This is a genomic window from Achromobacter seleniivolatilans (assembly GCF_030864005.1).
GTDB lineage: Bacteria > Pseudomonadota > Gammaproteobacteria > Burkholderiales > Burkholderiaceae_B > Achromobacter > Achromobacter seleniivolatilans.
Map to the genome: position 1 here is coordinate 1,800,435 of NZ_CP132976.1, position 23,157 is coordinate 1,823,591.

Genomic DNA, 23,157 nt, shown 5'->3' on the forward strand with positions numbered 1-23,157 from the left:
GCGGATTCAATCGTTCTAGCGCGTAGCCGCATCGGCCAGACTGCACTCTTCCCAAAGCGCATACTGGAACTCCGATGTCCCTCCCCTCAGTCACCGGCCTGGACCACTACATCATCCGGGTCAATGACCTGCAGGCGGCCACCGACCGCTACGTTAAGCTGGGTTTCAGCCTGGCGCCTCAAGGCCGGCACCACCGCGGCACGCGCAACCAGACCATCATTCTGGATGCCAACTACCTTGAACTGCTGTATTTCCCTGAAGAGCTGAAGGCGGATTCGCGCTTTGGCGGTTTTGCCGATGCCTACGAAGGCCCGGTCTCCACCGCCTTGCAGACCACCGACAGCACGGCCGTACACGCCGAGCTGGCCCGTCTGGGCATAACCGCCGAACCGCCACTAAGCGGCGGACGTCCGGTGCATCTGCCTGACGGCAGCGAAGACGCCGCATGGAACAACACGCAATTTCCCGCTGGCCTGCTGGGCGTGCCCGACTTCTTCACCTGCGGCCACCTGACCCGCCATCTGGTCTACCGCCCCGAATGGCAAGACCACGCCAACGGCGCGCGCCGTATCGAATCGCTGATCGCCGTGCACCCCGATCCGTCATCGCTGCGCGCGGAGTATGAACGCGTATTCGGCGCGATCGCCATCAGAGAACTGCCCGATGGCGGCCTGCAAGTGCGGCGCGGCAGCCTGCGAATTGATTTCCTGAGTCCGGCAGCGTTTGAGCAACGCTATCCCCGCGTCCACGTACCCGCTGGTCTGCCTGCGTCCGCGCAAGGCGGCTGGTTCGCAGGGTCCGTCATTGGCGTGCGCGATCTGGCCAAGACCCGCGCGCTGTTTGATGCCAACCAGGTGCGCTACCAGGCCAACGCCCAAGGCGAGCTGGTGGTCGCGCCCGAAGACGGCGCGGGCGCATTGCAAGTCTTCGTGCAAGAGGCCTGATGTGACGCAGCTTCTGCCTGATTATTGGGACTGCTTTTCCGCAGATTACTCAGCCGCTCGCCGCGCCTTCGTGGCTGCGGCCACGCAGCGCGGCGCCGCGCTGTCCCGACATGAACACCCCACGCTAAAAGACCCCCACGGCGAACCCCTCAGCGTAGACGTCGCAGTGCTGGGCCGCGCCGGCGCGAAACGCACTCACCTTGCCATCAGCGGCACGCATGGACTGGAAGGCGCGGCAGGTTCCGCCGTGCAGATCGCTTGGCTGCGCGCCGACGGCGGTATTCCGCTGCCTGAGGACGTCAACGTCGTGCTCGTGCATGCGCTAAACCCTTACGGCTATGCCTACGACACCCGTACGACTGAAAACAATGTCGATCTGAATCGCAACTTCATTGATCACACCCAGCCTACGCCGCCCAACCCCCACTACGCGGAACTGCACCCGCACCTGATTCCCGCGCTATGGACGGAAGCCAGCCTGGAGGCCGGCGCATTGGCCGTCGAACGATTCCGCGAAACGCACGGCGCTGACGCATTGTTCAACACCACCGCCAGCGGCCAGTACACCCATCCCGATGGTCTGGTGTACGGCGGCAGCGGCCCGGAATGGTCCAACCGCACACTGCGCCGCATTGTCGATGAACACCTTGCCGCCAGCGAACGCGTGGCTTTTATCGACTGGCACACAGGCATCGGCGAATACGGCGAGCCCTTCTTTCTGTGCTTTAACGAGGAAGGCAGCGCCGAACAGGCGCAAGCCGCCAACTGGTGGGGTGCGGAGCGCGTGCGCGACCAGCGTCCACACGGCCTTGCCCGCCCGAACTATCAGGGTTTGGTGTTCCGCGGCGTGCAACAGGCGTTGGGCGCACGCGCGCTGGCCGGCGCCGTCGTGGAGTTCGGCACACGCGGTTTGCAGATGCGGCCGGCGCTAAGGCTGGATCAGTGGCTGCGCTTCAAGGCGCCTCAAGCCTCCGACGCAGCCCGAGATGCCCAATTGCGCGCCGATCTGGTGGACGCCTTTGTGCCGGTATCCAGCGTTTGGCGGCGCAGCGCCGTAGCGCACGGCCTGGCCATCACGCGCCAAGCGATCGCAGGCGTGGCGTCCTGGTAGCGCTCACCGCCAATCGTCCTAGTCAAGAAACCACCCCTATCTCATCTGGTCATCATGAAAGCAATCGTTTTGCGTGAACACGGCGGCAGCGACAAGCTGCGCTACGAAACCAATTTTCCCGACCCCGTCGCGGGTCCCGATGACGTGGTCATCCGCGTACGCGCGTCATCGCTGAACTACCACGACGTTTTCACCCGCCGCGGCATGCCCGGCATCAAGCTGCCCTTCCCCGTCATCATCGGCCTGGATGTGGCGGGTGAAATCGTGCATACCGGCGCCAACGTGCGCGACTGGAAGGCCGGAGACCGCGTGCTGGTGGACCCGATCGACCGCGTTGATGGCGGACTGGTGGGCGAGACCATTCATGGCGGTCTTGCCGAGCTGTGCCGCGTGCCTGCCCACCAGCTGCTGCGCCTGCCCGACGAGGTCAGCTTTGAGCAGGCGGCCGCGCTGCCCGTGGCTTATGGCACCGCGCTGCGCATGATGAATCGCATCGGACAAGTGCAACCGGGCGAAAAGGTACTGATCCTGGGCGCCAGCGGCGGCGTGGGCGTATGCGCGGTGCAATTGGCCAAGCTGGCCGGCGCGGAAGTCATCGCGTGCGCAGGCACCGCCGAGAAAGGCGAAGCGCTGCGCGCGCTGGGCGCCGACCACATCATTCTGTACACCGAAGAAGACTTCCTGAAAGCCGTGCAAGAACGCTTCGGCAAACCCGCGCGCCGCCGCGGTGCCAAGGCTGGCGGCGTGGACGTGGTGGTGAACTTTACCGGCGGCGACACCTGGGTCAAGTCGCTGCGCTGCCTGCGCCTGGGCGGTCGCCTGCTGACCTGCGGTGCGACGGCCGGCTTCGACCCCAAGGAAGACTTGCGCTACATCTGGACGTTCGAGCTGCAAATTCGCGGCTCCAACGGCTGGGACCGCGAAGATCTGCATGAATTGCTGGAGCTGGTGCGCGACGGCCGCCTGCATGTGCAGGTGGATCGCAGCTGGCCCCTGGAACAAGGCGCCGAAGCGCTGGCGTCGCTGGAAGATCGCAAGATCGTCGGCAAAGTGCTGGTGACTTCATGAGCGCCGTACTGAATGCCGAACAGATTCAAGCCAAGTTCGACGATTCGCCTTTCATCGCATGGCTGGGCCTGTCGGTAAGCGCCATCGATCACGAGCGCGGCGAGCTGACCGTGCTGGCGCCGATGCGTGCGGAGTTCGAACGCGGCGCCGCAAGCGGCCAATGGCACGGCGGCCCCCTGGCTGCTGTCATCGACACCGTAGGCGACTTTGCCGTTGGCATGCTGCTGGGCCGGGGCCTGCCCACCATCAACTTCCGCGTTGACTATCTGCGCCCCGCCGTGAACACATCGCTGACAGCTGTGGCCCGTGTGCGCCGCAATGGCCGCAGCGTTGGCGTGGCCGACGTGGACCTCTACAACGATCAGGGCGCGCTGGTGGCTATCGGCCGCGCCACCTACGCCACGCTCGCCCAAGGCTGAGCCGCCCCCTACACAAGGAATTCATCATGACTACGACTACGCGCCCCGGACGGCGCAGCTTTCTGACCCGTTCCGCCGCAGGCGGCCTGGCCGCGACCGGCCTGGGCGTGCTGCCCCGCACGCTGCTCGCGGCGACAGACAACCCAGGCGCGGATGCAGGCCCGGCCCGCAAGGGCGGCACCTTGGTCGCCACCTGGGGCGGCTTGGAACCGCAGGCGCTGTTCGTACCGGGCGGCGGCGGCTCGAGCCCCTTCCAGACGTCCACCAAGATTCTGGAACGCCTGCTGAAGCTGGACGCAAACTTGAAGTTCCAGCCGGCGCTGGCGTTAAGCGTCACGCCCTCGGCAGACTTCCGCAGCTACACGATCAAGCTGCGCGAAGGCGTCACGTGGCATGACGGCGCGCCGTTCACGTCGGAAGACGTTGTCTACAACGTGCTGCAACACTGGAAGCCGATTTCGGCGGGTATTGCGCTGAAGTCGCTTACCGGCGCCACCGCTTCCGACCCGTTGACGGTGGTATTGAGCTTTAACGCCCCGGTGCCCGAATTCTTCTTGAATTCCACGCTGGCCGGCCAATACCAGCTGCTGGTGCCCAAGCATCTGTACGACGGCAAAGACCTGATCACCAACCCCTTGAACAATACGCCCGTGGGCACCGGCCCCTGGAAGTACGGCAAGTGGGTGCGCGGCAGTCACGTCGAGTACCTGCGCAACGACAAGTACTGGAAAGCAGGCGAGCCCAATCTGGACAAGCTGGTCATACGCTGGTGGTCCGACCCCGCCTCGCGCGGCGCCGCGCTGGAAACGGGTGAATTGGGCCTGGCCTATTCCAACCCGGTGCCCGCCCGAGACATCGACCGATTGGTCAAGACCGGCAAGGTGGTCGTGGACACACGCGGTTATCAAAACACCGCCTGGACCGTGACCGCTGAATTCAACCAACGCCGCGACATCGTCAACCGCCGCGAGGTGCGCCAAGCCATTCTGCACGCCATCGACCGCCAGTTCATCGTCGACACCATCTACTACGGCCGCGGAAAACCGGCGATTGCACCCATTTTCAGCAGCAATCCGCTGTTCTTTACCGAGGACGTGCCGCGCTACGCCTTCGACCCGAAAAAGGCCGCCGCCTTGCTTGATGCCGCCGGCCTGCCCGTCAAGGACGGCAAGCGCTTTACCGTCAATCTGCTGGCCGCTGCCTGGTTTGAAGAAAACGCCAAGCTGGGCCAATACCTGAAGCAGGCGTTAGAAGACGTGGGCATCGCCGTCAAGCTGGACTCGGTAGACCGCGCCACGGCACTCAAGCGCATCTATGGCGACTATGACTACGACATCGCCGTGTCCAACTTCACGTCGCCGCTGGAATTGGTGCCTACCGTGACGCAGTTCTTCACCACGGACGGCATTGTGAAGGGCGCCGCGTTCCGCAACGCCACGGGTTATTCCAGCCCAGAGATGGACGCCATTGTCGGCAAGCTGGCCGTGGAAACCGCGCCGGAAGCCCGCCGCGCCCTGGCCGCGCAGTTTGCCCGTCTGGCTTCGACCGATGTGCCCATCGTGCCGCTGGTGGAAATCCAGTCGTTCACGCTGGCGGGCAAGAAGGTCCGCAACTTCACCACCGGCGCCAACGTCCAGGGCGAAACCCTGGCCGACGTCTGGCTGCAAGCGTGAGCGTCGCGCCATGCCGATCCGACTGATCCTGCGCCGCCTGCTCCAGGCCGTCCCGCTGCTGCTGGGCGTGGTGGTGTTGAACTTTGCCCTGATCCAATCCGTACCCGGCACGTTCCTGGACGTCATGACGGCCGAGCAGCAGGTCACCGACCCTGCGTTGATCGAACGTCTGCGCGTGACCTACGGTCTGGACCAGCCTCCGGCCATGCAGCTGCTGAAGTACATCGGATCGGTGGCGCGGTTGGATTTTGGCTATTCGTACCGGCACAACCTGCCGGTGCTGGACGTGATTCTGGCCCACCTGCCAGCCACGCTCGTGCTGATGCTGGCCAGCATCGCCATCGCCGTGCTGGTTGGCATGGCGGCCGGCATCGTGTCCGCCGTCAAGGTGAATACCTGGTGGGACAGCGCCGTGTCGGCCTTTGCCGTGCTGTGTTTTGCCGCGCCCAGTTTCTGGCTGGGCATCATGCTGATCATTCTGTTCTCGGTAAAGCTGGGCTGGTTTCCAGTGGGCGGCATGGTCACCATCGGGCTGGACGGCGGTATCTGGCGGCAGGCGCTGGATGTGCTGCATCACCTGACGCTGCCCGCCGTGGCGCTGGGCCTGTTCTATTCCGCAGCGTATGCGCGGGTGATGCGCGCATCGATGCTGGAAGTCAGCCGCATGGACTACGTGCGTACGGCCTATGCCAAAGGCCTGACCCGCGCCGCCGTCGTGCTGCGCCACATTCTGCGCAACGCCGTGCTGCCGATTGTGACCCTGCTGGGTCTGCAATTGGGTGCGGTGATGGGCGGCAGCATTGTCGTTGAAGCCGTCTTCAGTTGGCCCGGCATCGGCGGCGTGCTGTTCGACAGCGTCATGAGCCGCAACTACCCCGTCGTGCTGGGCATTCTGGTGCTCAGTTCCCTGGTGGTGATCGTTGCCAACATCATCGTAGACCTGCTCTACACGCGGTTGGATCCGCGCATCAAGGCTGCCTGACATGTCCGTATCCCCTTCCCTGGCCGCGCCTGCCGCTGTCGTACCGGTCAGCCATCGCCCGGCCTCTTTTCTGGCCCGCTTTGCGCGCAATCGAGGCGCGGTCGCGGGCGCCATCGTGCTGTTGCTGATCGTCCTGCTGGCCGCCAGCGCCGGCTGGCTGTATCCCGTGAACCCGTTGCGCATCGTCGGCGCGCCCGAAATCTGGCCGTTTGAATCCTGGCGCTATCCGTTGGGCACGGACTCCATGGGCCGCGATATTGCCGCGCTGATCGCCCACGGCGCCCGCGCTACCTTGCTGATCGGCCTGGTGGCTGCTGCCACCGCCACGCTGATCGGCGTGAGCATCGGCGCGGCCGCCGCGTGGTCGGGCGGCTGGATTGACGAAGTGCTGATGCGCGTCACCGAGCTGTTTCAGATCATTCCCAACGTGGTCTTTGTGCTGACTATTGTGTCGGTGCTGGGCCCGCACATCGAAACCATCACACTGGCAGTGGGGCTGGTGTCCTGGCCGCCCATCGCGCGCCTGACGCGCGCCGAATTCCTATCGTTCAAAGAACGTGAATTCGTGCAGGCCTGCCGCGCCGTCGGCATGAGCCCGCTGCGTATCGCCGCTGCCGAAATCCTGCCCAACGCATTGCCGCCCGTCATCGTGATGTCGTCGCTGGTCGTGGCTGGCGCCATTCTGTACGAGTCGGTGGTGTCTTTCCTGGGCCTGGGCGATCCCAATATTGCCAGCTGGGGCCGGCTGGTCGGCGAAGGCCGCAGCCTGATCCGATCATCCTGGTACATCTGCGCCGTACCCGGCGTGGCCATCATGCTTGCCGTGCTGTCGCTGAACCTGGTTGGCGACGGACTGAACGACGCGCTCAACCCCAAGCTGCAAAAGCGTTGAGCCGCAACTCCCGGAATTTCTCTATGACGCATCCTCTCAAAAACCTGGGCGACCTGGCTGATCCGAACCGGCCCGCCAGCCTACCCGCCATCATCGATCTGCGCGCGGCGGACGCACCCGCCCGCTACACGCACGGGCAAGTCCATCAATTGGCGGGCGGCGTGGCCGCGTGGCTGACGGCGCGCGGCTTGCCCGCCGGTGCGCGCATTGCCATTGCCGCGCTGAACCGCGCCGAATACCTGATCACCTACTTCGGCATCATGCGCGCCGGTTTTGTTGCCGTGCCGATCAACATCAAGCAGTCACAAGAGAACATCGACTACGTGATCCGCGATGCCGATATCGTTCTGGCCTTTGTGGACGGCCCCCGGCGCGCCGCGTTCGAGGCCACCGTGCCAGTACTGGATTTCGACGATGCCAGCCCCGGCGGCTTTGCCGCGCAGATCACGCCCGCAGGCTTTGACACCGTGGCGCCCGCACACGAAGACGTGGCGCAGATGCTGTACACGTCGGGTTCCACCGGCAAGCCCAAAGGCGTGCCGCTGACGCATGCGGGCCAGCTCTGGGCCTTGACCACCACAGCTGGCGCCGCCGCCCCGCAAAACACACAGGAACACTATCTGCTGGCGCAGCCCCTGTTCCATATGAACGGCCTGTTCATGGCCAAACGCGCGTTTGCCAGCAACAGCCTGCTGGTGATTCAGCCCGGCTTCGACGTGAACGCCTACGCCGATGCGCTGGAGCGCTACCGCATCACTGTGCTGACGGCCGTACCCACCATGTTCGCGCGTCTGGTCAAAGACCCCGCACTGCTGCGCGACCGCGACCTGTCGGCGCTCGCCCGCGTCATGCTGGGTTCGGCGCCAATGACGGTGGCGCTGTTGGAGCGCATTCAACAAGCGCTGCCGCAGGTGCGTATCACCCACGGCTACGGTACGACGGAGGCGGGCCCAGCTGTGTTCGGCCCCCATCCCGCAGGATTGCCCACGCCGCCGCTTGCGGTCGGGCACCCGCTGGACCCGGCGCAAGTCCGGCTGGCCGATGGCCCCAGCCCCGACGAAGGCGTGCTGCTGATGAAGAACCCGGCGGTGCTGTCGGGCTATCACAACCTGCCTGAAAAGAGCGCGCAGGTGCTGCAGGACGGCTGGTACTACAGTGGTGACGTCATGCGCCGCGACGCAGACGGCTTCTACTATTTTGTCGGCCGGGCCGACGACATGTTCGTCTGCGGCGGCGAGAACATCTACCCGGTCGAAGTTGAAAAACTATTGGAGTCCCATCCAGACGTGCGTCAGAGCTGCGTCGTGCCCCTGGCCGACGAAGAACGCGCCTATATCCCAGTCGCCTTCGTCGTTCGCCGCGACGGCAGCACGCTGGATGCCGACGCGCTCAAGCGCCATGCTTTGGCCAATGGCCCCGCCTACCAGCATCCCCGGCGCATCCGCTTTTTGGACGAGCTGCCCTGGGCTGGCACCAACAAAGTCGACCGCAACGCGCTGCTGCTGCAAGCCCGCGCGCTGGAAGCACAGCAAGCCTGGACCCAATCTGAAACGGAGACCGTATGAGCCCAACCCCTGATACCTTGACCGGCAAGACGGCACTTGTCACCGGAGCCAGCCGCGGAATTGGCCGCGCCATCGCGCTGGCCCTGGGCCGCCGCGGCGCGCACGTCGCCGTGCACTACAACGCCGCCAGCGACGCCGCGGATGAGGTCGTCGGCCTTATCCACGCCGCAGGCGGACAAGCCTGGGCCTTGCAAGCCGACCTGTCCGATCCCGACGCGGCCGCAACCCTGGCCGGCGATCTGCGCAAGACGCTGCGCGAACGCAACGGCGACGATGGCCTGGACATCCTGGTCAACAACGCCGGAGTCGGTTTGCGCGCGCGCCTGGCCGACGTCACCCCCGAAGGCTTTGACCGTGTTCTGCAGGTCAACCTGAAGACGCCCTTCTTTCTGATCCAGCACTGCTTGCCCATTCTGCGCAACCCGGGCCGCATCATCAACATTTCCTCGATGGGCACGCGGGCCGCCTATCCCGAAATGAGCGTCTACGCGCCCGCCAAGGCCGGTCTTGAAGCGCTGACGCTGCTGTTGGCCAGCGAATTGGGCGCTCGCGGCATTACCGTCAACGCGGTCTTGCCGGGAGCCACGGCAACCGACTTGAACCAGCGCGCCCGCGACCCCGAAACCGCTCGCGTCATCGCCCAGACCATCGCGCTGGGCCGGGTCGGGCAACCCGAAGACATTGCCGATATCGTCGCCTTTCTGGCGTCCAACGAAGGCCGTTGGGTAACCGGGCAAAGCATCGATGCCACCGGAGGACAGCGTCTGTAAGACAGGCAATGGCGCTCCGGCGAGACATGATCGGCTGCGGGTGCCGCACATTCAATACCGATGGCGCATGCCCACCGCATACTGCGACTGGTGCCAAGACGGATCTGACCACGCGCCGCGCATGTAGCCATAGATGGCATACAGATTCGTGCGCTTGGACAGGTCGTATCCATAACCGGCTGAATAGATCTGCTGCGTGTGCGTCGCGCCATCGCGTGCCAACACCCCGCCTCCTGGCAGGCTGCCTTGCCAGGACGCCATCACGGTGTTGGCGCCCGAGCGCCACGCAGCGCCCGCCATCACGCCATGCACGGTGCTGCCCGGAAAGTAGACGCGCTGTCCCGGCGAAGGCACGGCAGGTATCGTCGACCCGTTGCGCATCACCGACCAGCCCGCATACAAGGTGAAAGCGTCCACGGTGACGCGGCCCGCCAGCGTGTACGCGTCGGGTTGCCGGACGGCGCCCGCCCGCGCCATCGCAGCGGACTGCGCCGTGCCGTTAGCCCAGCGCGCACCTTCATACGTAGCCGTCACCGCGTAAGCCGTCTGTTCATAGATCAGCGCGGCGCTGTACAGCTTGTTGGTCGAGCCCGTCTGGAATCCGCCGCCGCCGTCATAATCCAGGCTGACGTCGGCCCCCGCACGCAGCCCGTTTACCGACGGCGACCAGTACGCGACCGTGTTGTCGGCGCGATTCGCGTTGTAGGGCAACAGCGCCGTCTGCGCGCCGGTGATCAGGTAGGAAGCCAGAAAGGCGTCGTAGTCCGCCAATGTCGCGGACGACACCGAGGTCTGGCGGCCAAACCGGATATCGCCGAAGCCGCCCGACACCCCCAGCCACGCCGCCCGTCCGAATAAGCGGCCGCCCTGCGCAGACTTGCCGTTATTGGCAAGAACGCCGCTTTCCAGCTGGAAATTGGCTCGCATACCGCCACCCAGGTCTTCGCTGCCGCGCAGCCCCCAGCGCGACCCCGACTGCACGCCCGACTGCATGTTCAACGACGTGCCGCGCTCTTCGGTCGAAAACCCCACCAGGCTCAGATCCACCACGCCGTACAGCGTGACCGGGCTTTGTTGGGCGTCGGCTGTCCAAGGCGCCATCAAGGCGGCCAGACCCGCCGACAGGTTCCGCAACCGCATGGCAAACCTCACAGATACTTGAGCCAAGCGATATCGCGGCGTTCGGCTTTCAGGCGTCCGAACCAGCGCACCGGCCAATACAGCGCCACGGCCAGCAGCGCCGATATCAACCAGACGCTGGACATTGCGTCGACGCCAAAATACTTGCCTTGGTTCAAGCCCCACACGCCTTCGCCCGCCAGATACAGCAGCTTCAAGACGTACAGGTGCAGCAGATAGAAGAACATCGGGGCGGCGCCGAATACGCACAACACACGCACCCAAGCGGCGGACTGTGCGCGTTCAATCAGGACCAGCAGACACAAGCCCACACCCAGCGTCAGCAACAGGAACATCAGCGACGGCGGGTACTTGGTGATGTTCAGGAAGCTCATCGCGGTATGCAGCGCGTCGTCCTGCAAGCCCCAAGGCTGCGCCTGGCCATATCCGTTGATTGCACGCAGCGCCACAAATCCCGCCAAGGCGGTAAGTCCTGACAGCCACAACCGGCGCTGACGCACCGCCGCTGCCGCCTTGAACCAAGGCCCCGCCGCATAACCCAACGCGATCACGCCAATCCACGGCAGCAAGGGGTAAGACGTGCGCAAGCGCATGGTGTCGCTCAATACAATCCAGCCCCTGTCGTGCAACACCGCCCAAGGCACATGCATGGCCTCGCCCACCGCGAAATGCAGGCCATCCAGCGCATTGTGGCCAGCCACCAGCACCACGCCCACCGCCACCAGCGCCGCACGCGGCAGCCACAGCAACGCGGCCAGCGACAGCATGGACAGGCCGATCACCCAGATCACTTGCAGGTACACGACGGACGGCGGGAACTGGAACGTCCACGCAAAATTCACCACCACCACTTCAAGCAGCACCAGAAACAGGCCGCGTTTGGCCAGAAATCCGGCCGCTGCGCCGCGGCTGCCAGCCTTTGCGCCATACAGCCAGGCCGACACCCCGGTCAGCAGTACAAACACCGGCGCGCACAAATGCGCTAGCAGACGAGAAAAGAACAGCGCCGGGTCGGTGGCCGACACATCCATCGGGTCGCCCACTTGATGATGCAAAAAAAAGGTCTCGCGCACGTGGTCCAGCAACATGATGACGATGACCAGACCGCGCAAGGCGTCGATGGAACGCAGGCGTGTTGAGGGCGAGGATGCGAGCATGATGAATGAGGTAAAGACGGCGCGGCCGACGCCCTTTCGGGCGCACGCGAAACGTCAACAGCTGAAAAGAGCCGGCAGTGTAATGTAATAACATTCTTATATCTAGCTGAATTTTTGTTGTGTCTTTGGGCGTGGCTTGGCTCGCATCCGCCCGCCCGCCGTCTTAACAAGATCTTGAGACGCGCCTCCTTAGAATCCGAAACGATTCTCATTGAGGCACTTAAGATCCCACATGGCGCACTACAAAAATCACGTCCAGGGCGGCTTTGCCCTGAAGACTCTAAGCATGGCGCTAGGCGCCGTCGCGACCACCCAAGCGCATGCGCAGACCCAGCCCGCCAGCAACACCCCCGTGTTGGCGCCAGTCACCGTGCAGGCCGACGCCCCGCCCTACAAGGCGGATCGCGTGCAATCCCGAAAATTCACCGAACCGCTGCTGGACACCCCGCAAAGCATTACGGTTGTGCCAGCGGCAGTGCTGGAAGAGCAGCAAGCCAAAAGCTTGCAAGACGTGCTGCGTAACGTGCCCGGAATCACCTTCAGTTCGGGTGAAGGCAATCTGGGCTGGGGCGACATGTTCACTATCCGCGGTTTCTCCGCCGAACAAAGCATTACCGTCGACGGCATCCGCGACGCTGGCCTGTCCAGCCGGACCGACATCTTCAATCTGGAAGAAGCTGAAGTCTTCAAAGGCACGGGTTCCATCGAGTCCGGTGTGTCCGCCGTGGGCGGCAGCGTCAATCTGGCCAGCAAAGAAGCGCGCCTGGGTTCCTTCTACAAGCTGTCTGGCGGGCTGGGCACGGACCATTACCGCCGCATCACTGCCGACTTGAACCAGGAACTGGGCGATAGCTCTGCGCTGCGCATCAACCTGATGCGCCACCATAACGGCGTGGCTGATCGCGATGTGACGGAGTTTGACCGCTACGGGATGGCAGCGTCGCTGGCCATGGGTCTGGGCACGCCCACGCGTGTGACCCTGAACTATCTGCATCAGGAAGACGACAACATCCCCGACGGCGGCGTGCCGATACAGCGCGGCACGGGCGGCAAGCGCATGCCCAACGTGGCGCGCAACGCCTGGTATGGCGACCCGGATCTGTATACCGAACAAACCCGCACCGACCAGGCCACGCTTAAAGTCGAACACGACTTCACCCAACAAGCGCGGCTGTCCAATATCAGCCGCTGGCAGCAGACCGATCGCATCGGCGTGCTGGCTCCCGCGCGCTTCAACTCCACGTCGCGCACCTCCTACGGCTATGTCGGCGCCGGGCCACTGGTCAACAGCGCCGATGGCATACCGTCCTATAGCGGGTATCAATCGCTGACTGATCCATCGCCCTACGCGCAACTGCGCGGCAACGACTTTGGCACGTCCAAGCGCTACACCATCCTGGCCAACCAGACCAACCTGAACCTGGACTTCCACACGGGCGGCATCAAGCACGCCGTTGTGACGGGGCTGGAGTTCTACAAGGAAACCTACGGCGACCACGCGCGTACCATCCGCGCACCATCCACCAATCCCACGATAGACCTGCGCAACACGGGTGGCGTGGATATGGGCGGCGTTGACACCTTGAAAGGCAACTCCGGCAACAAGGCCGAGATCTTCAACACCGGCCTGTATGTCGGCGACACCCTGACCTTCAACCCGCAATGGATGCTGCAAGGCGCATTGCGCTACGACCGTTACCGCGTGACGCAGGTCACTGGCGCGGCGACTCAACGCGTGACAGACGGCGCCTGGAGCGGCCGCGTCGGCCTGACCTACAAACCGGTGGAATACGGCAGCGTCTATGCGGCCTACAGCCAGGCCGCGCAACCATCGGCGCTGGGCGCGTCCACCAACAACAATATCTACGGCGCCACCAGCACCGACACGTACAAACCCGCCGTCTCCAAAACCTGGGAACTGGGTACGAAGTGGGACGTGGCTGGCGGCGACCTGTCCTTGACCGGCGCCCTCTTCCGTACCGAGCTCACTGACTCTTGGGAATATGGCGACGACGCCACCGATGTGGTGCGCGCCCTGCCCGCCAAACGCGTCGACGGCATCGAACTGGGTTTGTCAGGCAACATCACGCCGCGCTGGTCCGCCTTTGCGGGCGTAAGCGCCATGAAAAGCCGCATCACCAAAGGCGCCAATGAGGGTGAAGAAGCCAAGAACGTCCCCGACCTGACCTTCAACCTGTGGACCACTTATGCCGCCACAGACGAACTGTCGTTGAGCTACGGCGCGCAATACGTGGGAAAACGCCGCTACACCGACAACAAGTATGTGGGCGGCAAGAACAACAACAGCGCCACCGTGTCAGGCCCGTCCGGCACGCATCCGATCTGGGTGCGCGATGACGAAAAAGCGCCGTCCTACTGGCTGCACTCCGTCGCCGCGCGCTACAAGTTCAACAAGAACGTGACGCTGGGCATGAACGTGGACAACCTGTTCAACAAGTTCTATTACAGCCGCGTGGGCGCATCGCTGGACGGCTTTCAGCTCTACGGCGTGCCGGGTGCGGGGCGCACGGTTACGTTCACGGCGGATTTGGCGTTTTGATGGGGTTGGGCCGGTACAGCAGACTCCAACTGTTTCCGGCCCGGCGCGCCAGAACGCTCGGCACACGTTATTGCCAGACGAGTTTCGGTCTCAAGATCAACCGGCCTCACCCCCCAACTCCACCCGAAACACACTGCCCTGCCCCGGCTGCGATTGCAGGGACACGCGCCAGCCCTGGTGTTCGCATATGCGCTGCACGAGCGACAGGCCCAATCCCAAGTTGCCAGCATCTGGCTGTTCGCCCCGCACAAAGGGATTGAAGATGGCATCGTGCCGTTCGGCCGCGATGCCGGGGCCGTTGTCTGCCACCTGCATGAAATCCGGACCGGCGGTGATGACCACTTCAGCGTGCGGCCCCGCATACTGCAAAGCGTTGCGGATCAGGTTGGACAGCACGGCGCGCAGCAAGGGGGCAGGAAACAGCAGCGCTTGCGCGTTTGGCTCGGTTTCTTGCAGGCTCAGAAGCATGTCCCGCCGCTGCGCGACGGCGGACCATGCGGCCAATTGCCCCTGCGCCGTCGCCCGCGCGCTTTCACGGGCGAACAGGTCGGCAGCGTCGCTACCGCGCGCCAACATCAGGTAGGTATCCAGCCGCTCACTCATGTCAGAGGCTGCGGCTTCTATGCGCGCCAGCCGAGCCAGCCCATCCGCGTCCAAAGTCTGCTCTTCGCGCAGCAGTTCGCAAGAGCTGGAGATCACCATCAGCGGCGTGCGCAGTTCGTGCCCCACGTCTGCGGTGAACAGCTGCTCGCGCCGCAGCGCTTGTTCCAGCTGGTTGTAGGTGGCGTCGAACGCGGCGGCCAATTGGCCGATTTCGTCAGGCGGATAGTCTTCGGCCAACCGGGTCTGCGGCGGTTGCGCGCCGCGCGTGTTGACCTGCGCCGCCAGCCGCGACAACGGACGCAGCAGACGCCGCGTTGCCACGATGCCCAGTATGAAGGCCAGCGCCAGGCTGCCCGCCAATCCGCTGACAGCGGCCCAGTGCGATGCCACCTGGTTCTGCTCGTATTCGGTGTAGTCGCGCAGCAGCATGTAGCGCTGGCCATCCAGGTCGTCGACCATCACGTGCCACACGCGGCCGCCGCGCTCCATCTTGTGGAAACCGGGCGCCAGCCCCTGCAACCACTTGGGAAACGCGTCGCTGCCCGGATCACCATGAAAGAAACGATGCGGCCGGCCAGGGTCGATGCCCGCCAGAAAATCGCCGCGCACGCGCTCAACCGCCATGCCCATATCAATGCGCTGCAAGTGCGCTTCCAGCTTGCTGACGCTCCAGACCGACAGCCACGACAACAAGCCGGCCACCAGCAGCGCCAGCACCACATAGGTCAACACCAGATGCCTTGCCAAGCCGCGCCGGGCCGTACGCCGCGTGCGCTCAGGCATCGTCCGCGATCCGCAATTGGTAGCCGATGCCATGCACGGTATGCAGCAGCGGCGTGTCATAGGGCTTGTCGATCACATGCCGGATTTGATGAATATGCGTGCGCAGGCTGTCGCTGTCGGGCGGGGAATCGCGCCACAATGCTTCTTCCAGCCGGGCGCGATGCACCACCGCAGGGCTGGCGCGCATCAACAACGTCAGCAGTTGCAGCGGCGATGGCGGCAGACGCAGCGCCTGGCCTGCTCGCGATAGTTCCAGCGTGCTGGTGTCCAGGCTCAGGTCGGCCACACGCAAGATGCGCGCCGCCCCCGCTCCGCTTGCGCGGTGCAGCAGCGCTTTGACTCTTGCAGCCAGTTCGGCCAGCGCAAAAGGTTTGACCAGATAATCGTCCGCGCCTGCGTCAAACCCGGTCAGCCGGTTGTCCAGCGTGTCGCGTGCCGTCACCATGATCACGGGCGTGTTGCAGGCAGCCTCGGTTCGCAGGCGGCGGCACAGCTCGTAGCCGTCCAGGCGCGGCAGCATCAGGTCCAGCACGATCAGATCAAAATCACCTGTCGCCGCCATGGCATACCCACGCAGGCCGTCTTCCGCGCAGTCCACGATATAGCCGCGCCGCGTCAGGTGATGCGTGATGTTGGCCAGGATATCGGGGTCGTCTTCGATGACTAGAACGCGCATGAGCAGGATCGGGAAATGGAAATCAGTCTCATATTGTAAGTGGCGGCTGGGTCCCGCTTCGGTTTGCAGCGCGGCCGCCACATTCAGACCGTCTTAACAATTTCTTGAGACGGCTTGGCCGACACTGCTTGCCGATAAGAATGGTTCGCGTTACCCGCAAGCCCGCGGAGGACGGCGCAACCCAGGATTTCCGATGCGTACGCAGACTCTCCGCCCACTCACTTTCTTGCGCGCAGCCGTTGCCGCCGCCGCGCTGTGTTGCGCCCTGCCAGGCGCCCAAGCGCGTCAGGTCACCGATCTGGCTGGCCGGGTGGTGACGGTGCCCGACCACCCGCAGCGCGTGTTGCTGGGTGAAGGCCGTTTTGTCTTTGCGATGGCACTGCTGGACCGCGACGATCCCGTGGGCCGCGTCGTTGGCTGGCAAGGCGAGTTGAAGCAGCAAGACCCCTATTCCTGGAACCAGCTTGTCAAACGCTACCCGAAGGCCGCCGATGTGCCCCTGATCGGCAAGACGTCCGAGGCCAGCGTGAGCCCTGAAAAGATTGTGTCCCTGAAGCCGGACGTAGCCGTGTTCAGCTTGAGCGGCCATGGCCCTGGGCGCAACAACCCCATGATCACCGCGCTGCAAGAAGCGGGCATACCCATTGTCTTTATCGACTTCCGTCAGCACCCGGTGCAAAACACCGTGCCCAGCATGCGCATCCTGGGTCAAACGCTGGACCGCGAGCCACAAGCCGAATCCTATATCTCGTTCTATCAAGAGCATCTGGCCCGAGTACGCCAGATAGTGGACCCGGTGCCGCAGGCGCAGCGCCCTCGAGTCTTCGTGGAAATGCTGGCGGGCGTGTGGCCGGCCTGCTGCCACTCAACAGGCAACGGCAGTTTTGGAGACCTGCTGGAAGCGGCTGGCGGCGTCAACGTGGCCGCGCCCGTGTTGCCGGGCGCCATTGGCGACGTCAGCCTGGAGTTCTTGCTGGACGCCAAGCCCGACGTCTACATCGCCACAGGCAGCCGGTCCGAACCCGGCCGCCCTGGCTTGCTGGCCGGCCCTGGCGCCACCGCTTCTGTTTCGGCAAACAGCCTGAGCACGCTGCTTGCGCGTGACGGCATCCGTGACCTGGATGCCGTCAAACAGCACCGCGCCTTTGGCATCTGGCACGCTTTCTACAACTCGCCCTATAACGTGGCCGCCATTGAAGCCATGGCCAAGTGGCTCTATCCCGAACGCGCCGCCGCGCTTGATCCAGAAGGCACGCTGGACGCCTTGTACAGCCAATTCCTGGACACGGATAAGGCTGGCACGTACTGGACCGCGCCGGCTGCTGCCAACTGATCGCCATGGCCAGCCTGACTACGATTCATGCCGCGCCGCCGTCCGGCGACGCCATCGGCATCTACCGGCGCACGGTACGAAAACGTCTGCTGGTGGGCGGTCTGCTTGCTCTGGCCATTCTGGTCAGCCTGCTGGCCGATATCGCCAGCGGCCCGGCGGCACTTGGACCCGGCGAGCTGCTCCGCACGCTGCTCCATCCGGATGCGGCAAGCGCGGGCACGCGCGTCATCGTCTGGCAATTCCGGCTGCCCTACGCGCTGATGGCGCTGTTGGTTGGCGTGGCGCTGGGCCTGGGCGGAGCCGAGATGCAAACCATGCTGGACAACCCCTTGGCCAGCCCCTACACGCTGGGCGTGTCGGCGGCAGCCGCCTTTGGCGCGTCGCTGGCGATCACGCTGGACTGGCATCTGCCCGCGCTGCCGCCCGGCATGGTGGTGTCGATCTCTGCCTTTGCCTGCACGCTGTTGTCGGTGTTGATACTGGAGCGTGTTGCGCGTTGGCGCGGCGGCTCGACGCTGGGCGTGGTGCTGTTTGGCATCGCGCTGGTGTACTCATTCCAGGCGCTCGTGATGCTGCTGCAATTCGTAGCTAGCGAAGAGGCATTGCAAGGCATTGTGTTCTGGACCATGGGCAGCCTGGCGCGCGCCAACTGGACCACCGTGGCCGTGATGGCGGCGGCCATCGCTCTGGTGTTGCCATTTTCCATGCGCGACGCCTGGAAACTGACCGCTGTGCGCCTGGGTGAAGAACGCGCCGCCAGCTTTGGCATCGACGTCAAGCGTTTGCGTCTTATCAGTCTGTTGCGCGTCAGCGCATTGGCCGCGCTGGCTGTGTCGTTTGTCGGCACGATCGGCTTTGTCGGTCTGGTTGCGCCGCACATCGCACGGCTGCTTTTGGGCGAAGACCATCGCTACTACCTGCCCGGCAGCGCCTTGGCTGGCGCGCTGATTCTGTCCGTGGCCTCCGTGGCGTCCAAGACCGTCCTGCCCGGCGCGCTGATCCCCGTGGGCATCGTGACGTCGCTTGTCGGCATTCCCTTTTTCCTCACCATCGTCGTGCGTGCGCTCAAACGCGCCTGACGCCCCGCATCCCCATAAGGAGACCTTTTGATGCAATCCCGCCTGACCCTGACGCTGGCTGCCTTGTTGATGACCGGCGCTGCCCATGCCGCCCCCGACGCTTGCTCGATCGACGTGGAAGGCCGCCCCGGAAAGCAGTTCGGCCCCGACCACATCGTAGTGCCGTCCACATGCAAGGACTTCACTGTGCGCCTGATCCACACGGGCAAGAACAGCAAAGAAAAGGCTGGCCACAACTGGGTGCTGACCAAGACCGAAGACATCGACCGCGTGATGGTCGACGGCATCAAAGCGGGCGCGGAGCATGAATTCCTGGCGCCCGGCGATGCCCGCATTCTGGCCAAGACCCCCATGCTGGGCGGCGGCGAAACCGCCACCGTCACTTTCCCCGTAAGCCGTCTTGCGGCTGGACAGTCTTACACCTACTACTGCTCGTTCCCGGCGCACGCCCAACACATGCGCGGCACGCTGGTGCTGCAACCCTGACGATGACGCAGTTGCACATCCGCGGGCTGACCGCCGGTTACGGCGCCCGCTCCGTGCTGCGCGACCTGCACGCGGCGGCCCTGCCTGAAGGCACCGTCACCGCGCTGCTTGGCCCGAACGGCAGCGGCAAATCGACACTGCTCAAGACGCTGGCAGGCCTGAACCCCATGCAGGGCGGCGAACTTGAACTGGACGGCGCGGACTTCGCCCGCTTGCCTGCCGCGCAGCGGGCAGCTCAAGCTATGTACATGCCGCAGGCACTGCCCAAGGGCGTACACATGACGGTATTTGAATCCGTGCTGGTGGCCGCCCGCTCTGGCCGTCACGGAAAGCCAGGCCATGCCTTGATGGCGGACGCGATGGATGTGCTGATGGAACTTGGCATTGCCGCGCTGGCCAACCGCTACCTGGACGAGCTGTCTGGCGGCCAGAAACAACTGGCCTCGCTAGCCCAGGCCCTGGTGCGCCGTCCGCGCCTGTTGCTGCTGGACGAGCCTCTATCCGCGCTGGACTTGAACTACCAGTTTCACGTCATGGATGTGCTGCGCCGGCAGACTCGGCTTCACCGGCTCATCACGCTGGTGGTGCTGCACGACCTGAACATCGCACTGCGTCATGCCGACCGCGCCTTGCTGCTGCACGGCGGCGCGCTGCTTGCCGAAGGCGCGCCGGCGCACGTCGTGACGCCAGACACCCTGCGCCGCGCCTACGGCGTGCGGGCTCGCGTGGAGCGCTGCCCCCAGGGCCAGCCGCAAGTGCATGTGGACGGATTGGCCGCCAGCAGCTTGGAACCTGAACGGCGGACTGCGGCTGTCAGCTGAACACCTGTCCCGTCCGGTATATATTCAGTGCTTATGCCACCGACGGGACACAAGATGAAAAGACGCAGTGCGCTGGCGCTAACCCTCTACTTCCTTGGAGCTTCCGTGGCCGCCAGTACGCTCTACAACAAGGATGGCTTGGTGGTGCAAGCCGACGTCACCAGCCAACGCGACTTGAACACCGGCCAACGGCAACAGTTCAACAACACGACCATCAGCTTTCAGGGCATAAAGCTTTGCGGCAAGGAGGTTGCGCTGCTGCTCTACCCCGACGCCAAGAGCACGGCAAGCCGCGCCTTCTTTTGCCCAGGCAGCGTGCAAGTCCTGGACCCCGATGGCGTGCTGGCGTTTTTCAACAGTTCCAGCGCTGACTCGGTTCTGGCGCAATTGAAAGTGGTCAACGGCGCATTGCGCGTGCAGCGCATCGATGTTTCCAAATCGCCAGATCGAAACAAGCTGCACGCTACCCGCTTCATGGATGCGCGCCTGGCCGGCTGGACGCGCATCGAGACCGCCTGGCAAGAAACCGTGCTGATCCGCCATGCGCCCTTGCAGACGACAAACCTGGGCAAAGGCCGGTTATTGGACATCGACGGCAACGTCGCCTATCTAGCCGTGCCGCCGGGTTCTGACGTGGTCGAGGTCCAGCCCGCAACTCGCGTCAAAGATGCTTACGGCTATATGCAGCTAGTGCCCGCGGTGACCAAGTTCGTTCCCACCCCGCTGGAATTCCGCGCCGTACGCCTGGCCGACGGCCAAGAGCTTGCACGCTTGAACACGCAAGACTCCTGCCTGCAACTGCCAAACATCGAATTCGATCGCAACGCCAATGCCCCGGGCGCCAAGGTGGACGTGCGCTATGACGACGTGCCTGCATGGCGCGCCAGCGCCCTGCAACTGACGCAGGCCGGCGGCCAAGCCAGTCTGCGTTTGCAACCCGGAGTGCAACTGCCGCGCAAGGCCAACTGCAAGCCAGCCTGAGCGGCAGCTGATGTCAGATCAGGAACTGGCGGCAGGCTTCGTTCGCCGTCTCTTCCTCGTGCGCATATCCCAGTTGCTCCAGGAACTGGTCCAGCGCGGCGCTGTCCGCCAGCGGCGCCTGGATGCCAACTAGCGCCGAACTGAAATCCGCGCCTTGATTGCGGTAGTGGAACAGGCTGATGTTCCAGTTGGGCGCCATCGCCGACAGAAATTTCATCAGGGCGCCCGGACGCTCAGGAAACTCAAATCGGAACAGGCGTTCACCACCCGCAAGCGGCGAACGCCCGCCCACCATGTAGCGGATGTGCTGCTTGGACACTTCGTTGTGCGTCAGGTCGTTGGCTGAAAAGCCCTGCTCTTGCAGCGCCCGCATGATGTCTGCGGCCTCGCTGCGGCGCGCGATCTGCATGCTGACAAAGATATGCGCTGTGCGGGCATCGGCGATGCGGTAATTGAATTCCGTCACGCTGCGCTGGCCGATAACGGCGCAAAAGCGGCGGAAGCTCCCGCGTTCTTCGGGCACCGTCACCGCGAACACCGCTTCACGCGCCTCGCCCACGTCGGCGCGGTCAGCCACGAAACGCATGCGGTCAAAGTTCATATTGGCGCCTGACGTGATGGCCACGAGCGACTGGCCCTGCACCCCTTCGCGCTCTACATACTGCTTCAAGCCCGCCACTGCCAGCGCGCCCGCGGGTTCCAGCACGCTGCGCGTGTCCAGGAACACATCCTTGATCGCCGCGCACACGGCATCCGTGTCCACCAGAATGACTTCATCCAGATACTCGCGGCACAGGCGGAAGGTTTCCTCGCCCACCAGCTTTACCGCCGTGCCATCTGAAAACAAACCCACTTCGGCCAGATTGACGCGCTCACCCGCATTGATGGATTGCGCCATGGCGCAGGAATCCTGGGTTTGCACGCCAATCACTTTGACGCCGGGATTGATGGTCTTTACGTAGGTGGACACGCCCGCCGCCAAGCTGCCGCCGCCGATGGGAACAAAGATCGCGTCCAGACCGCCCGGATGCTGCCGCAAGATTTCCATGCCTACCGTGCCCTGCCCCGCAATCACGTACGGGTCGTCAAAGGCGGGGATGAAGGTCAGGTCCTGCTGTTGCGCCAGCGTCTGCGCATGAGCGTAGGCATCGCTATAGGAATCCCCGGCCTGCACCACGGTAACGGTCGGCCCGCCGTGTGCGCGCACAGCGTCCACTTTGACTTGCGGCGCGGTCTGCGGCACCACGATGATGGCCTGCACGCCCATCTTGGCGGCAGAAATAGCAACGCCTTGCGCATGGTTGCCGGCTGACGCCGTGATCACCCCTCGGTCCAGCGCCGTTTGAGGGGTGTTGCGCATCTTGTTATAGGCGCCGCGCACCTTGAAAGAAAAAACAGGCTGATTGTCTTCCCGCTTCAAGTGAACGGTGTTGTTCAGCCTCACCGACAAACCGCGCGCGGGGTCCAGTTCGGTTTCACGGGCAATGTCATAGACCCGAGCGTTCAGAATCTGGCGCAGGTATTCCATTGGCGAGGCATTGCCTTGCTGAAAGTCCGGGGTGTCGGCGGCGGTATGGGCGGGGGTGCTAGCGGGCATGTGATTCTCTGCGTTGGGGGCTTGCCCGGCAGAGGCGGTCACAAAAAACCCGCCTCGTGGGGCGGGTGGCTGTGACTGACTGCGGTCGCGCGCTAACCCACCATTCCAGGAATGATGGTAATAATCAGCGAAATGCGGACGGCGCGGAAAGTCATGTGGCGTACTTTCCGCTAACGCACACAGTTTGTCAAACGGTAAGGGCCAAGAATGTGGCGCTCACCCATTGGGGCAAAGCCGGTCGCTTCAGCGCGCAAGCAATGCGTCCCCATATATATCTCTGAATACCGTCCCAAGTATTCCAGCCCAACCTTATTGCGCAATCGAATATACGTTCCGCAGACGTTAAAAGACGTTGGCGGATTTTAGAGACACTTAGACTCCTGGCCGGTAGCTCGCACGGCTGATACAATACGTCCCCAATAAAATCGTCGATTTTCAATGCCCGCTGCATGATCAAACCGCCCTCCCTGCGCTGCGAGATGGGGTAGCACGGTATTACAATCGATGGTTCGTGGCA

Annotated in this window: 20 protein-coding genes; 15 read left to right on the forward strand and 5 right to left on the reverse strand. The window is 63.9% G+C overall.

What is annotated here, in order from left to right; all coding sequences use genetic code 11:
- Nucleotides 1-74 precede the first annotated feature (74 nt).
- From RAS12_RS07955 to RAS12_RS07995, 9 genes are read left to right on the forward strand one after another with little or no spacing between them, the layout of a single operon-like run.
- Nucleotides 75-944, forward strand: a complete 870-nt coding sequence (locus tag RAS12_RS07955; protein ID WP_306947013.1) for a VOC family protein — start codon at nt 75-77, stop codon at nt 942-944.
- 1 nt (nt 945) lies between these two features.
- The gene (locus RAS12_RS07960; RefSeq protein WP_306947015.1) at nt 946-2,055 is read left to right on the forward strand and encodes a M14 family metallopeptidase; all 1,110 of its coding nucleotides are present in this window, start codon (nt 946-948) and stop codon (nt 2,053-2,055) included.
- Between the two features lie 54 nt (nt 2,056-2,109).
- Entirely contained in the window at nt 2,110-3,123 is a 1,014-nt protein-coding gene (locus tag RAS12_RS07965) for a quinone oxidoreductase family protein (RefSeq protein WP_306947017.1), read from the forward strand.
- Nucleotides 3,120-3,542 carry a PaaI family thioesterase gene (locus tag RAS12_RS07970; protein ID WP_306947019.1) on the forward strand — a complete coding sequence of 141 codons (423 nt, stop codon included), beginning with the start codon at nt 3,120-3,122 and terminating at the stop codon, nt 3,540-3,542. Before RAS12_RS07965 ends, RAS12_RS07970 begins: the two co-directional genes overlap by 4 nt.
- 26 nt (nt 3,543-3,568) lie before the next feature.
- Nucleotides 3,569-5,215 carry an ABC transporter substrate-binding protein gene (locus RAS12_RS07975; protein WP_306947021.1) on the forward strand — a complete coding sequence of 549 codons (1,647 nt, stop codon included), beginning with the start codon at nt 3,569-3,571 and terminating at the stop codon, nt 5,213-5,215.
- 10 nt (nt 5,216-5,225) lie between these two features.
- Complete coding sequence (locus tag RAS12_RS07980) at nt 5,226-6,197, forward strand: ABC transporter permease (RefSeq protein WP_306947023.1); 972 nt, start codon at nt 5,226-5,228, stop codon at nt 6,195-6,197.
- Between the two features lies 1 nt (nt 6,198).
- Nucleotides 6,199-7,089: an ABC transporter permease gene (locus RAS12_RS07985; protein WP_306947025.1), complete on the forward strand. Its 891-nt coding sequence runs from the start codon at nt 6,199-6,201 to the stop codon at nt 7,087-7,089.
- Nucleotides 7,090-7,112: 23 nt separating this feature from the next.
- Complete coding sequence (locus tag RAS12_RS07990) at nt 7,113-8,654, forward strand: class I adenylate-forming enzyme family protein (RefSeq protein WP_306947027.1); 1,542 nt, start codon at nt 7,113-7,115, stop codon at nt 8,652-8,654.
- Nucleotides 8,651-9,424 (forward strand): SDR family oxidoreductase, encoded by a 774-nt coding sequence (locus tag RAS12_RS07995; RefSeq protein WP_306947029.1) that lies wholly within the window; start codon nt 8,651-8,653, stop codon nt 9,422-9,424. The genes RAS12_RS07990 and RAS12_RS07995 overlap by 4 nt, the downstream gene beginning before the upstream one ends.
- Before the next feature lie 51 nt (nt 9,425-9,475).
- On the opposite strand, the gene RAS12_RS08000 is transcribed toward RAS12_RS07995, so the two are convergent.
- Both RAS12_RS08000 and RAS12_RS08005 read right to left on the reverse strand, forming a co-directional pair.
- Nucleotides 9,476-10,564, reverse strand: a complete 1,089-nt coding sequence (locus tag RAS12_RS08000; RefSeq protein ID WP_306947031.1) for a porin — start codon at nt 10,562-10,564, stop codon at nt 9,476-9,478.
- Nucleotides 10,565-10,572: 8 nt separating this feature from the next.
- On the reverse strand, nt 10,573-11,721 hold the full coding sequence (locus RAS12_RS08005) for an acetyltransferase domain-containing protein (protein WP_306947033.1): 1,149 nt from the start codon (nt 11,719-11,721) through the stop codon (nt 10,573-10,575).
- A 232-nt stretch (nt 11,722-11,953) separates the two neighbouring features.
- On the opposite strand from RAS12_RS08005, the gene RAS12_RS08010 reads away from it, so the two are divergent.
- Nucleotides 11,954-14,281 carry a TonB-dependent receptor gene (locus RAS12_RS08010; RefSeq protein WP_306947036.1) on the forward strand — a complete coding sequence of 776 codons (2,328 nt, stop codon included), beginning with the start codon at nt 11,954-11,956 and terminating at the stop codon, nt 14,279-14,281.
- Nucleotides 14,282-14,377: 96 nt separating this feature from the next.
- Here RAS12_RS08010 and RAS12_RS08015 read toward each other — a convergent pair whose 3' ends face one another.
- Both RAS12_RS08015 and RAS12_RS08020 read right to left on the reverse strand, forming a co-directional pair.
- Entirely contained in the window at nt 14,378-15,667 is a 1,290-nt protein-coding gene (locus RAS12_RS08015) for a sensor histidine kinase (protein ID WP_306947037.1), read from the reverse strand.
- Complete coding sequence (locus RAS12_RS08020) at nt 15,660-16,343, reverse strand: response regulator transcription factor (RefSeq protein WP_306947040.1); 684 nt, start codon at nt 16,341-16,343, stop codon at nt 15,660-15,662. The genes RAS12_RS08015 and RAS12_RS08020 overlap by 8 nt, the downstream gene beginning before the upstream one ends.
- Before the next feature lie 193 nt (nt 16,344-16,536).
- Here RAS12_RS08020 and RAS12_RS08025 point away from each other — a divergent pair, with 193 nt between their 5' ends.
- From RAS12_RS08025 to RAS12_RS08045, 5 genes are read left to right on the forward strand one after another with little or no spacing between them, the layout of a single operon-like run.
- On the forward strand, nt 16,537-17,676 hold the full coding sequence (locus RAS12_RS08025) for an ABC transporter substrate-binding protein (RefSeq protein WP_306947042.1): 1,140 nt from the start codon (nt 16,537-16,539) through the stop codon (nt 17,674-17,676).
- 5 nt (nt 17,677-17,681) lie between these two features.
- The gene (locus RAS12_RS08030) at nt 17,682-18,755 is read left to right on the forward strand and encodes a FecCD family ABC transporter permease (RefSeq protein WP_306947044.1); all 1,074 of its coding nucleotides are present in this window, start codon (nt 17,682-17,684) and stop codon (nt 18,753-18,755) included.
- A gap of 30 nt (nt 18,756-18,785) precedes the next feature.
- Entirely contained in the window at nt 18,786-19,241 is a 456-nt protein-coding gene (gene azu / locus RAS12_RS08035; protein WP_306947046.1) for an azurin, read from the forward strand.
- A gap of 2 nt (nt 19,242-19,243) precedes the next feature.
- Nucleotides 19,244-20,062: an ABC transporter ATP-binding protein gene (locus tag RAS12_RS08040; protein WP_306947048.1), complete on the forward strand. Its 819-nt coding sequence runs from the start codon at nt 19,244-19,246 to the stop codon at nt 20,060-20,062.
- 54 nt (nt 20,063-20,116) lie between these two features.
- Complete coding sequence (locus RAS12_RS08045; protein ID WP_306947050.1) at nt 20,117-21,043, forward strand: hypothetical protein; 927 nt, start codon at nt 20,117-20,119, stop codon at nt 21,041-21,043.
- 13 nt (nt 21,044-21,056) lie between these two features.
- Here RAS12_RS08045 and ilvA read toward each other — a convergent pair whose 3' ends face one another.
- Entirely contained in the window at nt 21,057-22,640 is a 1,584-nt protein-coding gene (ilvA, locus tag RAS12_RS08050; protein ID WP_306947052.1) for a threonine ammonia-lyase, biosynthetic, read from the reverse strand.
- Nucleotides 22,641-23,157: the final 517 nt, after the last annotated feature.

Coding starts and splice junctions, on each gene's coding strand:
- RAS12_RS07980 (WP_306947023.1), top strand. CDS start 5,226: ATGCCGATCCGACTGATCCTGCGCCGCCTGCTCCAGGCCGTCCCGCTG.
- RAS12_RS08040 (WP_306947048.1), top strand. CDS start 19,244: ATGACGCAGTTGCACATCCGCGGGCTGACCGCCGGTTACGGCGCCCGC.
- RAS12_RS07990 (WP_306947027.1), top strand. CDS start 7,113: ATGACGCATCCTCTCAAAAACCTGGGCGACCTGGCTGATCCGAACCGG.
- RAS12_RS07970 (WP_306947019.1), top strand. CDS start 3,120: ATGAGCGCCGTACTGAATGCCGAACAGATTCAAGCCAAGTTCGACGAT.
- RAS12_RS07975 (WP_306947021.1), top strand. CDS start 3,569: ATGACTACGACTACGCGCCCCGGACGGCGCAGCTTTCTGACCCGTTCC.
- azu (WP_306947046.1), top strand. CDS start 18,786: ATGCAATCCCGCCTGACCCTGACGCTGGCTGCCTTGTTGATGACCGGC.
- ilvA (WP_306947052.1), bottom strand. CDS start 22,640: ATGCCCGCTAGCACCCCCGCCCATACCGCCGCCGACACCCCGGACTTT.
- RAS12_RS08020 (WP_306947040.1), bottom strand. CDS start 16,343: ATGCGCGTTCTAGTCATCGAAGACGACCCCGATATCCTGGCCAACATC.
- RAS12_RS07985 (WP_306947025.1), top strand. CDS start 6,199: ATGTCCGTATCCCCTTCCCTGGCCGCGCCTGCCGCTGTCGTACCGGTC.
- RAS12_RS08005 (WP_306947033.1), bottom strand. CDS start 11,721: ATGCTCGCATCCTCGCCCTCAACACGCCTGCGTTCCATCGACGCCTTG.
- RAS12_RS08025 (WP_306947042.1), top strand. CDS start 16,537: ATGCGTACGCAGACTCTCCGCCCACTCACTTTCTTGCGCGCAGCCGTT.
- RAS12_RS08045 (WP_306947050.1), top strand. CDS start 20,117: ATGAAAAGACGCAGTGCGCTGGCGCTAACCCTCTACTTCCTTGGAGCT.
- RAS12_RS08000 (WP_306947031.1), bottom strand. CDS start 10,564: ATGCGGTTGCGGAACCTGTCGGCGGGTCTGGCCGCCTTGATGGCGCCT.
- RAS12_RS07955 (WP_306947013.1), top strand. CDS start 75: ATGTCCCTCCCCTCAGTCACCGGCCTGGACCACTACATCATCCGGGTC.
- RAS12_RS07995 (WP_306947029.1), top strand. CDS start 8,651: ATGAGCCCAACCCCTGATACCTTGACCGGCAAGACGGCACTTGTCACC.
- RAS12_RS07965 (WP_306947017.1), top strand. CDS start 2,110: ATGAAAGCAATCGTTTTGCGTGAACACGGCGGCAGCGACAAGCTGCGC.
- RAS12_RS08030 (WP_306947044.1), top strand. CDS start 17,682: ATGGCCAGCCTGACTACGATTCATGCCGCGCCGCCGTCCGGCGACGCC.
- RAS12_RS08010 (WP_306947036.1), top strand. CDS start 11,954: ATGGCGCACTACAAAAATCACGTCCAGGGCGGCTTTGCCCTGAAGACT.
- RAS12_RS08015 (WP_306947037.1), bottom strand. CDS start 15,667: ATGCCTGAGCGCACGCGGCGTACGGCCCGGCGCGGCTTGGCAAGGCAT.